The organism is [Chlorobium] sp. 445, from assembly GCA_002763895.1.
In the GTDB taxonomy this organism is placed as follows: domain Bacteria; phylum Bacteroidota; class Chlorobiia; order Chlorobiales; family Thermochlorobacteraceae; genus Thermochlorobacter.
In genome coordinates this window covers 1-12,995 of the sequence record NSLH01000046.1, presented here as the reverse complement: position 1 = coordinate 12,995, position 12,995 = coordinate 1, and the positions used below count along the sequence as shown (strand labels likewise).

Here is a 12,995-nt window from a genome sequence, read left to right as displayed (position 1 = left end):
TGAAAATATGCACCGACAAAACGCTCAGCGCGTGCTCTCTGTTTTCAGTATCAAGTGATGCGAGCATACAGCATAAACCATTGCATGTTAGACAAACTATGAAAGTTGCAATTTTCGGGGGCGGCGTAGCTGGACTGAGCGCCGCAATTTACTTGCTCGATAAGGGCTATGAGGTCTGGCTTTATGAAAAGCGCACAGTGTTGGGTGGTAAAGTCTCCGTCTGGAAAGACCATGAAGGCGATTCAATTGAGTCAGGATTGCATGTCATCTTTGGAGGCTACAAAGAACTGCAGGCGCTGATGAAGAAAATCGGTGCCGAAAATAACATTGAGTGGAAAGACTTAGCGCTGATTTACGCTGAAAAAAATGGCAAACAAACACGCTTTGAGAAAGCAAAAGGCTTACCAAGCCCGCTGGCAGAACTCGTTGGCGGTCTCAAAACCGATGTGATTACATGGCGCGATAAACTCTCGCTGGTATGGGGACTCTTACCGCTGCTGCTCTTCGGCAATGAAGAATACTTCCGCTCACAAGACCACATCACATACGCTGATTGGCATGCGCGACACCGATGCACAGAGAACTCATTGCAACGACTCTGGCGACCGATTTCGCTGGCACTCAACTTTATCGAGCCTAATGTTATCTCTGCGCGACCGATGACCACGATTTTCAACTACTTCGGGCGCAATTATGAGGATGCACGCTTTGCCTTCTTCAAAGCAAATCCGGGTGAGAGCATGATTGAACCTATGCGCCGCTACATTGAGAGCAAAGGCGGAAAAATTTTCCTTGGTGCGCGCCTAAAAGAGTTTCAGCTCAATCCCGATAAGACAATCTCTGGTGCATTGCTCAGCAATGGACAAGTCATTGAAGCCGATGCGTATATCTCTGCAATGCCTGTGCATAGTTTGAAGAAACTCCTGCCTAAAGCATGGCTTGAATATGATTATTTCTACAACCTTTTTCACTTCGTCGGTAGCCCTGTGGCAAATTGTCAATTGTGGTTCGACAGAAAAATCACCGATACAAACAACTTGATGTTTGCGCACGGCACAACTTTTGCCACCTTTGCCGATGTCTCGATTACCTGTCCAGAAGATTATCAGGCAGGGCAAGGCACAGCCACAGGCGGCAGTGTGCTGAGTTTGGTGCTCGCACCAGCGCATCATTTGATGGCACTACCAAACGAGCTAATCATTGCGCGCGTGTTAGAGGAACTCTACACACTCTTTCCAAAAGCACGCGAAGCGACACTGCTCAAATCAACACTGGTCAAAATTCCAGAATCGGTCTATAAAGCAGTGCCCGGCGTCGATCGCTACCGTCCCGACCAATGCTCTCCAATCGACAACTTTTTTCTCTGCGGCGACTACACCTATCAGAAATATCTGGCGTCAATGGAAGGCGCAGCACTTTCAGGCAAGAGTGTTGCTGAAAAACTCTCTGCTAAGATCAATCGCCAAAAACAAACTGCATATGAAATGTCCTAAGGTTGTCTGGGACTAAGTTTGCGGCTCTACGTTATCGTTGCACACACTGCAAGTGTGGAAGTCTTGCCTGACGCGCGCTACAACATCTCACTTGAAGAGCGCAAAAAAATACGATGTAAGGGTAAGTGTGCAAGATTAAAATGAGAGTCGTAGCTGAAGCCATGTCGCGCATTCAGCAAGCTAATTGCGCCGTGGAAATGGTCCGTGAGCAAGTGCAAGAACACAAAGATAGTACAGCCGCTCAACTTAGGCGCGAGGCTAACACACTGAAAAAGACACTCAAATTGCTGGCTGAAAAATTTATGCTGCCTCAAGCTCGTCAAGGTATGTTCAGGGGAGATAATCAAGCCTTGCCGCAGCTGTCTGGTGTGTTAAACTCACTCTCATCGTCGTGGGATGCGCCAACCGAAACACAACTGACCTATCTCAAATATGCTGAATCGAAGCTAGAGAAAGCCTTAGCAGAGTTCAATTGCGTCTTTGATATCAATGTCAGAAAATTCCACGAACTTGTTGGGCGGCAAAGGTTACATTCTTTACGCTCAAAGAGCTGTTAGATATGAACTGGAAGCCGAAAAGCGCAACCGACTGATGCCAAATTAGGCAATGCGCATAGAAGAAAGCATGATGCGTGACGACTGCAAATCGGCATAGCAGGCTAAAGCGCAACAACGCAGGGTAAGGCGTACCATGTCTATCCATGACACGTCGCCCTGCACGAATCTGCCGAGCAAAAGCAGGTTTTATTTATGCTGCAAGGCACTGGTGTGCAATGACTACGCATAGTTGGAAAAGCAAGGTCTGAAAAGTAAAACAAGGTGCGGTGCAAAGCAGCAATCTCTTGGGTTGCAAATACGCAAAGACCTTGAAAAATCAATTCACAGGAAGGCGTCTAGGGGGAGTCAACCTTGACAACGCAGAGAATTGAGGAAAATCAGTTGTGGTGAGAGAGGGAGTCGAACCCTCGACCTCAGGGTTATGAATCCTGTGCTCTAACCAACTGAGCTATCTCACCAAAAAATCAGGGCACAAATATAACAATTCTTGCAAACTATTAAAGAGCACCGCGAAAATTTGTCCTCGCTTAGTTTTTGGAGTAAATTTGCAGTGCAAAAATATCAGGGGCGCAAGGGGCAATAAAAGCCTCTCTTCATTTCACATCATCAATGGGCATTCTCGACTTTTGGTCAAAAGATATAGCAATTGACTTAGGCACGGCAAATACGCTCGTGCATGTGCGTGGTAAAGGCATCGTCTTAAATGAACCCTCTATTGTTGCATTTGATCGGAATACGCGCGCGGTTGTAGCAATTGGACATGAAGCGCGGCAAATGCACGAGAAAACACATCGCGATATTATCACTGTTAAACCGCTTGGCGACGGCGTGATTGCTGACTATGAAGCAGCAGAAGAATTGATTCGTGGGCTCATCAAAAAATTTTGAAAGATTTTTCGGGGTCGCTGCGCCGCATGGTCATTGGCATTCCTTCGGGCATCACGGAAGTCGAAAAGCGAGCCGTGCGTGATTCAGCAGAGCATGCTGGCGCAAAAGAAGTCTATCTCGTCGCAGAACCTATGGCGGCAGCCATTGGACATGGCTTGGATATTGATGCCCCCTACGGCAATATGGTGGTTGATATTGGTGGCGGAACGTCGGACATTGCAGTGATCTCGCTCTCAGGTATTGCCGCAGGTGAATCGATTCGTGTGGCAGGCAACGAAATCACCAATACCATTCTGCAGTATTTCCGCAAAACGTACAATCTTGCTATTGGCGAGCGCACTGCTGAAGAAATCAAAATCAAAATCGGCTCGGCATATGAGCTCGAAGAAGAACTTATCGCAACAGTCAAAGGTCGAAACCTCGTAACCAGTTTGCCAGAGCAGCGCGATGTCAGTTCGCCTGAAATTCGTGAAGCGATTGCTGAACCCATCTCGCAGATTGTCAATGCGGTACGCCGATGTCTGGAGACAACCCCGCCTGAACTTGCCGCAGATATTCTTGATCGAGGCATTATTCTAACTGGCGGTGGCGCACTTATCAAAGGCTTGGACAAGCGTATTAGTCAAGAGACAAAACTGCCAGTCTATGTCGGCGATGACCCGCTGACAGCAGTAGCGCGTGGCACAGGCAAAATTTTAGAGGACTTGGACAAGTTTAGGAACATCTTGGTGAAAACGAAGCGATAGACAAAACACGTGCGAAAAAAAGTCATCGTGATAGGTGCAGGGCTGGGCGGACTTGCCGCAGCTATCCGGCTTGCCTATCACAACTATGAAGTGCATATCTTTGAGCGCAATCATGCGGTAGGCGGCAAAATGCAAGAACTACGTTCGCCTAATGGCTGCTATCGCTTTGACACCGGTCCGACACTCATCACCATGCCTTTTGTGTTCGAGGCGCTCTTTCAAGATGTAGGCAAAAAACTCTCCGATTACCTGACACTTTTACCCCTTGAAGCCGCATGCAAATACTTTTTTGCTGACGGCTCTGAATTTACGGCTTACTGCGACCTGCAGCGTTTGCGCAAAGAAATTGCACGTGTCTTTCCAACAGAGAAAGAAAACTTCGAGCGCTACTTTGCCTACATCAAAAAATTTATGAAGCAACAGCAGACAACTTTATCTACAATCCCTTCAGTCTCCTAAGACTCTTCAAGACAAACCCGCTCCAGTTTTTCCAAATTGATGCGTTTTCAACAGTACACCAGAGCAATGCAAGGTTTTTCAGCGACAAGCGCATGGTACAATTCCTCGACCGATTCCCAACCTATGTTGGCGCTTCACCCTACCTTGCACCTGCTACACTCAATGTGATCCCCTTTGTAGAACTTGCCTTCGGCGGATTTTATGTGAAAGGCGGAATGTACCGCTTGGCAGAAGCCTACCAACGCTTAGCAGAAGAGCTTGGAGCAACACTGCACTTCGGACAAGAGGTCAAGCGCCTTGTGCTGCACAATAACACCGCAACTGGCATTGAACTCCAAAGTGGCGAGCACGTCTATGCCGATGCCATTGTCTCAAACGATGATGCTCTGCATCTCTATCAAGACCTGCTACCAAATGCTAAGCATCTTCCAAAGCGTCTTGCAAATTTAGAAGCCTCATGCTCTGGCTTTGTCTTGTGTTTAGGTATCGCAAAAGAGCATCCGCAACTATGGCATCACAACATTTTTTTTAGTAGCGATTACTACAACGAATTTGCAGAGATTTTTACGCACCGTGTGCCCCCAAGCGAGCCGACCATTTATATCTCAATTTCTAGTAAAAGTGATGTCGGACAAGCGCCAAAAGGTAAGGAGAATTGGTTCGTGTTGGTCAATGCGCCCTACCTCTCTGAAGCCTTTGACTGGGAGCAGCAAAAAACAGCGTATCGCCATGTAGTTATTGAGCGATTAAAAGCGGTGGGTTTTGCTGACATTGAGTCCTACATTGAGTTTGAAGCTATGCTTACGCCGCTGGATTTGAAGCAGAAGTTCAATGCCTATCGAGGCTCAATTTATGGGGTCTCGTCTAACTCACGCAGCGCCGCATTTTTGCGTCCGAAGAATCGTTCGCCCTTCATTAAACGCCTTTACTTAGCCACAGGCAGTGCGCACCCTGGCGGCGGTACACCCATGGTTACGCTCTCAGGCAAATTTGCTGCCGAACTGCTGATGCAAGATTTGCAATAAAGACAGACTGTGCACTCATGCAGTATTCAGTGCAAATTGAGCCGGCAGCCAAAAGCAGACGATAGGAAACGACTCAGGCAGAAAAAACATTTGTGCTGTGTGTAAGCTGAACTAACATGAAAGCATGCTGTCGCTGCGTGAGCAATCCGTTAAGTCACTCTTACTGCGCGAATTAGGTAAGTTAAATTACCGCGAGCAAGCGTATCTGAAAGAGAGTTTGGATATGCGCTTTATTGATGAAGAACTGCGCCGACTCAATCAGCGCTCGATACGCTTTCGCTGGTTGCTAGCAGGACTCTGGGTAGGCTTTGTCAGCGTGCTTTTTGTTTGGACAAAATTTGGTATACCTGAGACCTCGGCGCTTACAGCATCTGTACTGTTTTTGGTATTTATTGGCACACTTGCAATTTCGGTAAAAATAGAAACGCTGCGTCACCGCGAACTTATTTTCAAAGCGCTGCGCAGACTCGGACAAAATGATTTGAGTGAAAGCGAAGCGCAAGATTGAATTTTTTACTTAACTCTTAACAATAAACTAACTATGGCAACCATCACAGAACGGCAAATTGTGGATGCACTGCGCAATGTGATTGAGCCCGACTTGGGCAAAGATCTCATCTCGCTCAACATGGTAAAAAACATCAAAATCGATGCGCAGAACAATGTGTCATTTACAGTGGTGCTAACCACGCCGGCATGTCCACTCAAAGACCTCATCAAAAACGCTTGCACCAATGCCATTCGGCATTTTGTCAAAGAGGCGCAGAATGTGGAGATTGAAATGACCGCTAACGTAACCAGTGCCAATCCCATGGCAGCACAAGTAGCAAACCCGAACCATCCGCTCAGCCGCGTCAAGAATTTGATTGCAGTTGCATCAGGCAAAGGCGGCGTAGGCAAGTCGACCGTAGCAGTGAATCTTTCCGTCGCACTTGCAAAAACAGGAGCAAAAGTTGGCTTAATTGATGCCGATATTTATGGTCCTTCGATCCCAACCATGTTTGGCTTGAAAAATGAAAAGCCGGCGATCTTGGGTAAAACCATTGTACCGATTGAAAAATACGGCGTCAAGTTGATGTCAATCGGGTTCTTGGTCGATCAAAAAACGGCGGTAGTCTGGCGCGGTCCTATGGTCTCATCGGCGTTGCGTCAATTTATGACTGATGTCGAATGGAACGAACTTGATTATCTGCTTTTTGATTTACCGCCGGGCACAGGAGATATTCAACTGACGCTTGTACAAGCTGCACCACTCACAGGTGCCGTTGTTGTAACCACGCCACAAGATGTGGCACTAGCGGATGTTGTCAAAGCCGTTGCGATGTTCGAGCAAGTCAAAGTGCCAGTGCTAGGCGTGTTAGAAAATATGAGTTACTACGCACTCCCTGATGGCAGCAAAGAATATATCTTTGGACAAGGCGGCGGTGCAAGACTTGCCGCAGAACACAACCTGCCCTTCTTAGGCGAAATTCCGCTGAGCAAAGATGTGCGCGAAGGTGGTGATGAAGGTGTTCCAATCGTAATCCGCAATCCTGAATCTATGCAAGCCCGACTCTTCATGGAGTCCGCAGAGAAATTAGCACAGCAGATTGCAATTAAGAACGCCGGCATTGGTGCAGCAAAACTCGAAATCGAAATCTGAACTTTGATTTCAGACAGGCGTTTAATACCTTAACAGAAAATTTTCTTGTAAGAATAAAACGAAAGGAACATGACAATGACACAGCAACCTGAAGGTGAAGTCAGAACGGAGGCAACAGAAATCACTTATTTGCCTGCCGACAACCCAATCTACCTCAAAGTGCAAGAAGCCTTGGACAACATTCGCCCATACTTGCAGGCTGATGGTGGCGACTGCCAGATGCTTGGCATCCGCGAAGATATGACGGTGGATTTGCGTTTGGTGGGTGCTTGCGGCTCTTGCCCAATGTCTACAATGACCTTGCGAGCAGGTGTTGAGCAAGCAATCAAACGTGCAGTCCCAGAAATCGTTCGCGTCGAAGCCACTGCCTAAGACGTCAGAGAGAATCGCCGAAAAGCCCGACATGTTCGGGCTTTTTTTGTCGCCTCAACCCAAAATTACCCAAATTTGCCCGACAGAGTGCAGCGCTCGCAACATCCAGCACCTTTTCTGTTTTGAAAAGCGTGCGGCTTGGGCTAAATTAAGCACAGCAAGCTCAAGGCGCAAAAGTGCCACAAATGAGCACAAGCGCAAACATTTGAAAGGAGAATCAAGTATGTCGGCAGTAAAGACCGTGCGTGAGTCCGAATTGACGCACGCCAATGAACCTTTTGCAATTCAAAATGAACCACCTCAAGCCCTGCTCCAAGAAAAATCTCAAGCAAGTCGCCCCGCAGAAACACTGGCAAGCCCTGCTCTGACTGAAACACGCTTACGCTTGCTAATTGGCGGCGGTGCACTCTACTCAATCGTGTTTTGGTGGCTCTCGACAGCAGCGATTATTTACTTTAACTTCCAACCTGCTTATCGAGCGACCGTCTTCAGTGCAGCACTCATACTTATGCTGGGTGCAATCTATATGCTTTACACGCACCGACAATCTGAAACTGTGATGGGCGCATTCATAACCTTCACGGCGGGCTCAATCATCTGGGCATTTGTGGAAGTCAGTTTCTATACAGGCTATATTGTAGGACCGCAAGTGCGACCGATCTTCACAGTGGGACCCTCAGTAATTGGATTCTTCAAAGCTATTCACCGCAGTCTTTATCATGAAGGATTGGTGCTGGGCTTAGTTGTGCTGATGCTGCTGCTCTCAATTGGCGCAAAAATAAATTCGGAGTCTATACGTTTCTGATGTACTGGTTTATGCATCAATCGGCTAAACTCAATATTTTTTGGGTGTAGCAAACACAGGGCGCGAATTCGTGCCCGATACCGTCGCCGATATGACGCAGTATATGACCATTGCGCATATGAATTGGCTATTCCCGTTCTCAATTACCTTTTGCACCCTGCTGGTAACGAAGTTGCTGAAAAAAACAGGGGAAGAACAAGAACCCGCTTGGCGACGCGTCGGATTTTCCATCATTGGTACGATGGCGCTGATGGCACTGCTCGAGCATTGGCTCTTAGTGTTGCCGCTCAATCAATCCCTTTGGGATATTGTTATCAAGCGCTTGCACTGACTGTGCAGGTAGAGCGCAATGAAATCAAGACACACGGCAAGCCACGCGCTGCCGTGTGTGCAACAAAGCCGTCATATCAGCTGCCGTGAGCGATACCATGAAAAGGCGCGCGCAATGGTCTCAACAAAAGCATCGCCAACGCTGTGGCGATTATCAAATCCTAACTCGCGCTTGGCTTTCTCAGAGCTGAAGTAGAAAAACTTGGTCGCAGAAAGTAAAATTTCGCGGTTCGCTAGCGCCGTGATACGATGCAAGCGCCGTGCCTGTGCGGTGAGGGCTAAGAAGATTTTGACAATGCTCTCGGAAAGTGGAATTAAAACTTTGGGTGCACCAACAACACGGCAAATAATATCGAAAACGTGTTTGTAGGTTAAATTTTCACCGCCTAAGATGTAGCGCTCTCCCGTTTTACCGCGCTCCATCGCAGCAATATGTCCTTCAGCTACATCGTCAACATCAGCGACACAAATGCCGCCTGTAGGATAGACAGGAATTTTGTGATAGTAAAGATCACGAATCAGCTGACCGGCATTGAAGTTGATATCACCGGCACCAAAGACATAGCTTGGGTTGACAATTACGCAGTCGAGCCGATTTTGAGCAGCTTTGCGGACTTCTTCTTCAGCAAGATGTTTGCTAATGTAGTAGGGGACATTAAGTTTGTCCAAGTTCCAGGGCTGCGTTTCATCAGCGGGTTGCTTGGTGCCCGTAATGCCGATAGCAGAGATAGAGCTTGTATAGACCAGCCGCTTGACATGATTTTGTTCAGCAGCCGCAATCACATTCTTCGTGCCCTGCACATTGATGGCATAAAGTTCTTGAGTTCTCCGAGGACCGATGTAGGCTTTTCCAGCGCAGTGGTAAATGTAGTCTATACCGCGTGTGGCAGATTTCAGCGACTCGAGATCTGTAACATCGCCGTACCGTAGTTCAACGGAATCCAAGATGTCTTCAATCGCATGAAGTTTAGACGGCTTGCGTACAAGCAGCGCCACTTTTTCGCCACGTTGAACCAGCTTACGCGCTAGCGTCGAGCCAATGAACCCTGTGGCGCCGGTAACAAGAACGCTCATACTACCTCCTTTTTCAATGTTAGTTCTCGCTAGAGCAGATGTTCATTTTTGACCTGCGAGAACGAAGTTCGCCTTGCTGAAATGACAATTATCTTGTTCTGCGTGATCTCGGGCTTTGAGGAGTTTGACGTGGTGCTGTTTCCGATTCCGAAACCTTTGCGGCGCGCTCAAGACTATCAAGTTTTTGCTCGTAAAGTGCGATACGCTGCTCAAGTTCTTCATGCTTAGGCATAAAGTTGCTAAGCTCTTCGCGCAGTTTATCAGACCGTTGCTTGAAGCCATCAAAGGCTTTGCCTTCGATCGTACCACCTTTGAAGTCTTCTTCAATTAAGCGACGGTCAAAAGCAAAGGAACCATCTTGCAACTTGGGGATGAGCTGTTTGCTTGCTTCGACAAGGTCTTTGAGCGCGGTGAGCTTGCTTTCGTGTTCATCCACAACTTTTTGGTGGGCTTTGGCAAGCGCATTGTATGTAGAATCATTTTTACCAAGTTTCTTTTTGAGCACAGCATTTTTTCGTTGAACTTTTTTTGCTCAGCATTCAGATAATTTTGATTGCCTTCAAATTTGGCAATCTCTTGTTCCATTGCTGCAACAAACTGCTCAATTTCACTGGCAAGCAACCGATTTGCCTCTGGTGGCTGACAACCCATTAGTAGCCCAGCACAAAAGCCGAGCAAAGAAAAACTCAAAAGCCAAGTGTATCTCATGTTTAGAGCAAGTTAAAGCGGACTGCAAAACCGCATAATGTTTATTCACAGTCTTTCATGGAAAGTAGCGCGGACATTGGATGTCTCAGACGCATCGACCATGCTCTTGGCAAAAATACAAAATTAGTGGCGTTATTTCTTTGCAGATGGGGCGGGCGCCGTAGCCGCCGTTGTCATATCACCGAACTGCTTGTGGTCAGCATTGATCTGTGCATGTTCTTGTTTCATTTTCTCGCAAGCCGCCTTAATTTCTTCTGCGTCCTTCTGCATCTGCTCAAGGGCTTTTTTCATCTCGGCAAGCTCGCCAATTTTCGTGCTATATTTCTTGACCACATCATCGAAGGACTTGATTTTTTCCATGTGCGCTTGTATCGTAGATTCATGCTGTGCAAGAATGGCTTTGTGTGCAGCAGCCATTGAGTCTAAGGCAGGTGTGGATTTGCCAGCCGCTTTAAGCGAATCATATTTCTGCTCCATCTTTCGGTGCTCTTCATCTTCTTTCTGATGCTCCTTCATGAAACTGTCGTGCAAAGCGGAAGTCTCGCTAGCAAGTTTCTTAATGTCTTCAAGTGTCTGCAGTTGTTCTTTACTGGGACCGCAACCAAAGAACCACATAGCGGTTAAAACAAGCGAGAGAGAAAAGATTTTTTTCATAACAATTGAGTGATTGATGGTTATTTGAGAAAAACTCTAAGCTCAGAGCGGCTGAAGTTCGCCGTTGATAATCTTTGCGCGCAGTTCTTCAACTTTTGCCCGTACATCGTCTGGAATCAGCGCCTTGTTTTTGTCGTTATAGACATAATCAACTCCCTTGGCAGCAAGACCTAAGACGAGCGGTTGCCCGCCTTTGAAGGTACCATCCTTGACTGCACGTGCCACTTCATAGACGGCATTATCGACCAGTTTGACCATACTTGTCAGGACAAGTCCAGGCGCAGCATCTTCTTGGTTCATATCCACACCGATAGCAAATTTTTGCTTTTCGCGAGCGGCATCAAAGACGCCATCACCTGTTTTGCCAGAGGCATGATAAATCACATCGGCATTGCGCCCGTACTGAATCAGTGCTAATTCCTTGCCCTTGACGGGATTGTTAAAGCCTTCGCCACTAAGACCAGCATAGCCTACTTCAACTTGAATATCTGGACGCACGTATTTTGCGCCATTGATGTAGCCACGCTCAAATTTTTTGATGAGTGGTGAATCCATACCGCCTACGAAGCCAATCACGCCGGTCTGGCTTATCAGTGCAGCCAGCGCACCGACCAAAAATGAACCTTCTTCTTCCTTGAAAAGAATTGGCAGTAAGTTGTCTGGAATTTTGCGTGTCGTATCCAGAGTGTAATCAATGCAAGCAAAATTTTTGTCTGGGAAAGCCAGTGCAACTTCGGTGATATCGTCAGTGAAGATAAAGCCGGCGCCCACGATCAGTTTGACTTCAGGCTGTGCAGCAAGTTGCTCAAGTGCGGTTTTGCGGTCAGCGCCAGCGCCGGGCTCAATGTACTCGAGTTTGAGAGAAAAATCCTGTACAGCGCGCTCCAAGCCCGCAAACGCCGCATCGTTGAACGACTTATCGCCTCTGCCGCCAACATCAAACACTAAGCCAACCTTGAACGCAGCGCTACTGCTGGGCTCTACAGTCTTCGAACCATCTTTCTTGGGAGCGCAACTTGCAACAAAGAGCACAAGCACGAAAAGAAATAGCGCACCAGTTGCTTTCATAATGTTTTAGGACGGTTTGAGTTGTTTTTTGGACAGAACGACTGCGCCGACAATAGCAAGCAGCAAAAGCGCTGAGACGATTTCAAACGGGAAGAGGAAATTCGTCAAGAGCTCGCGTCCGATAAATTTTGCCTCTCCAATTTGCTCTGCGGTCAGTCCGCTGTGTTTAAGAGGGAGGTCTAATTTTAGGCTTAGAATGTAGAGCATTTCAACAAGAAGCACCGCCCCTAAAAGCACCACAAAGCCTTTTTTGAGGTCAAACTTTTCAGAAAGAGTACGCTCATCATCCAGATTCAGCAGCATAATCGTGAAAAGAAAGAGCACCATGATGGCGCCCGCATAAACCAGCACTTGCACAACCGCAATGAACTGTGCCTGCAAAAGCAAGTATAAGCCGCCAAGGGAAAAGAAATTGAGCACGAGAAACAAGGCACTGGTAACAGGGTTGCGCGACCAGACCGTACCGACAGACGCAACGACAATTTGCGCCCCTAAGAAAATGAAGAGAAACGCCGAGAGATCCATCGGTCTAAAAACAACTTGGCAGTTTTTTCTGATATGCGCTTTGCAGCACAGCACAAAGTTAGTCAAACTGCAGCAATGAAAAAAGTGCTGAAAACAAACTGAAAACAAAAAGGGCAGGCTCAGTGCGTCTGCCCGTTGCGGTGTATCAGACCGATGTAGGGGTCAAACTTCGCTTTTGCTTGCACGCTGGCAGATAAATGCGGTCACATTAGAACTCTCGATAGAGTAGAGCTCCACGCCACCGACGGCACCGAGTCCGAACGACCCTGTCCCTTCGCCAAAAGCGTTGTCAGCGAGAATGTATTCAAAATTGACCTGTGGCACGAGCGGGAAATTTGCACCAAAGGCAGCCAAAGGCAATATAGGCACCTCCACCGTAGCCGATATTATTTGCCTGATTTTGTAGCGACCCTCATCCTGTGCTGGTACCCGCACAGGTTGAACGGACGTGCGCACATAACCATGATACAAAATATGCTTTTCATCGTAGGATTATGTTTGGGTTGTAAAAATTAAAATGTACTTGAACTTATTTGACGAGCATCATTTTCATGGTTTTGGTAAATGAGCCGGCTTGCAAGCGGTAGAAATATGCTCCGCTCGATAGCCCTGCGGCGTTGAACGAGGCTTGATAGCGCCCTGCAACTTG

17 protein-coding genes, 1 tRNA gene and 1 pseudogene are annotated in these 12,995 nt (G+C 47.4%); 11 read left to right on the top strand and 8 right to left on the bottom strand.

Features of this window, described 5'->3' with window-relative positions; all coding sequences use genetic code 11:
- The first annotated feature begins 98 nt into the window (after positions 1–98).
- Positions 99–1,493 carry a zeta-carotene desaturase gene (locus CMR00_12165; protein PIO47121.1) on the top strand — a complete coding sequence of 465 codons (1,395 nt, stop codon included), beginning with the start codon at positions 99–101 and terminating at the stop codon, positions 1,491–1,493.
- Positions 1,494–1,654: 161 nt separating this feature from the next.
- Positions 1,655–2,050: a hypothetical protein gene (locus CMR00_12160; GenBank protein ID PIO47120.1), complete on the top strand. Its 396-nt coding sequence runs from the start codon at positions 1,655–1,657 to the stop codon at positions 2,048–2,050.
- A 381-nt stretch (positions 2,051–2,431) separates the two neighbouring features.
- On the opposite strand, the gene CMR00_12155 is transcribed toward CMR00_12160, so the two are convergent.
- Positions 2,432–2,508, bottom strand: a tRNA-Met gene (locus CMR00_12155).
- A gap of 151 nt (positions 2,509–2,659) precedes the next feature.
- Here CMR00_12155 and CMR00_12150 point away from each other — a divergent pair.
- The 9 genes and pseudogenes from CMR00_12150 (at position 2,660) to CMR00_12110 (ending at position 8,318) form a co-directional block, all read left to right on the top strand.
- Positions 2,660–3,684, top strand: a pseudogene (locus tag CMR00_12150) (rod shape-determining protein).
- A gap of 9 nt (positions 3,685–3,693) precedes the next feature.
- Entirely contained in the window at positions 3,694–4,143 is a 450-nt protein-coding gene (locus tag CMR00_12145; protein PIO47119.1) for a hypothetical protein, read from the top strand.
- Positions 3,990–5,168 carry a phytoene dehydrogenase gene (locus CMR00_12140; GenBank protein PIO47118.1) on the top strand — a complete coding sequence of 393 codons (1,179 nt, stop codon included), beginning with the start codon at positions 3,990–3,992 and terminating at the stop codon, positions 5,166–5,168. Before CMR00_12145 ends, CMR00_12140 begins: the two co-directional genes overlap by 154 nt.
- 124 nt (positions 5,169–5,292) lie before the next feature.
- Positions 5,293–5,676 carry a hypothetical protein gene (locus CMR00_12135; protein ID PIO47117.1) on the top strand — a complete coding sequence of 128 codons (384 nt, stop codon included), beginning with the start codon at positions 5,293–5,295 and terminating at the stop codon, positions 5,674–5,676.
- Between the two features lie 33 nt (positions 5,677–5,709).
- Positions 5,710–6,810, top strand: coding sequence for an iron-sulfur cluster carrier protein ApbC (locus CMR00_12130; protein PIO47116.1), 1,101 nt, complete (start codon positions 5,710–5,712; stop codon positions 6,808–6,810).
- Between the two features lie 75 nt (positions 6,811–6,885).
- Positions 6,886–7,182 (top strand): hypothetical protein, encoded by a 297-nt coding sequence (locus tag CMR00_12125; GenBank protein ID PIO47123.1) that lies wholly within the window; start codon positions 6,886–6,888, stop codon positions 7,180–7,182.
- A gap of 31 nt (positions 7,183–7,213) precedes the next feature.
- Positions 7,214–7,987: a hypothetical protein gene (locus tag CMR00_12120; GenBank protein ID PIO47115.1), complete on the top strand. Its 774-nt coding sequence runs from the start codon at positions 7,214–7,216 to the stop codon at positions 7,985–7,987.
- Entirely contained in the window at positions 7,909–8,037 is a 129-nt protein-coding gene (locus CMR00_12115) for a hypothetical protein (GenBank protein PIO47122.1), read from the top strand. Before CMR00_12120 ends, CMR00_12115 begins: the two co-directional genes overlap by 79 nt.
- Positions 8,028–8,318 (top strand): hypothetical protein, encoded by a 291-nt coding sequence (locus CMR00_12110; protein ID PIO47114.1) that lies wholly within the window; start codon positions 8,028–8,030, stop codon positions 8,316–8,318. The genes CMR00_12115 and CMR00_12110 overlap by 10 nt, the downstream gene beginning before the upstream one ends.
- Before the next feature lie 71 nt (positions 8,319–8,389).
- On the opposite strand, the gene CMR00_12105 is transcribed toward CMR00_12110, so the two are convergent.
- The 7 genes from CMR00_12105 to CMR00_12075 form a co-directional block, all read right to left on the bottom strand.
- Positions 8,390–9,391, bottom strand: coding sequence for an epimerase (locus CMR00_12105; protein PIO47113.1), 1,002 nt, complete (start codon positions 9,389–9,391; stop codon positions 8,390–8,392).
- Between the two features lie 88 nt (positions 9,392–9,479).
- Positions 9,480–9,896 (bottom strand): hypothetical protein, encoded by a 417-nt coding sequence (locus tag CMR00_12100; protein PIO47112.1) that lies wholly within the window; start codon positions 9,894–9,896, stop codon positions 9,480–9,482.
- Positions 9,897–10,231: 335 nt separating this feature from the next.
- On the bottom strand, positions 10,232–10,753 hold the full coding sequence (locus tag CMR00_12095) for a hypothetical protein (GenBank protein PIO47111.1): 522 nt from the start codon (positions 10,751–10,753) through the stop codon (positions 10,232–10,234).
- A gap of 42 nt (positions 10,754–10,795) precedes the next feature.
- On the bottom strand, positions 10,796–11,821 hold the full coding sequence (locus CMR00_12090; protein ID PIO47110.1) for a BMP family ABC transporter substrate-binding protein: 1,026 nt from the start codon (positions 11,819–11,821) through the stop codon (positions 10,796–10,798).
- 6 nt (positions 11,822–11,827) lie between these two features.
- Positions 11,828–12,346, bottom strand: coding sequence for an NADH-quinone oxidoreductase subunit J (locus tag CMR00_12085; protein ID PIO47109.1), 519 nt, complete (start codon positions 12,344–12,346; stop codon positions 11,828–11,830).
- 162 nt (positions 12,347–12,508) lie between these two features.
- Complete coding sequence (locus tag CMR00_12080) at positions 12,509–12,721, bottom strand: hypothetical protein (protein ID PIO47108.1); 213 nt, start codon at positions 12,719–12,721, stop codon at positions 12,509–12,511.
- 154 nt (positions 12,722–12,875) lie between these two features.
- The coding region (locus CMR00_12075; GenBank protein ID PIO47107.1) for a peptidase S8 at positions 12,876–12,995 on the bottom strand (120 nt) is incomplete at its 5' end.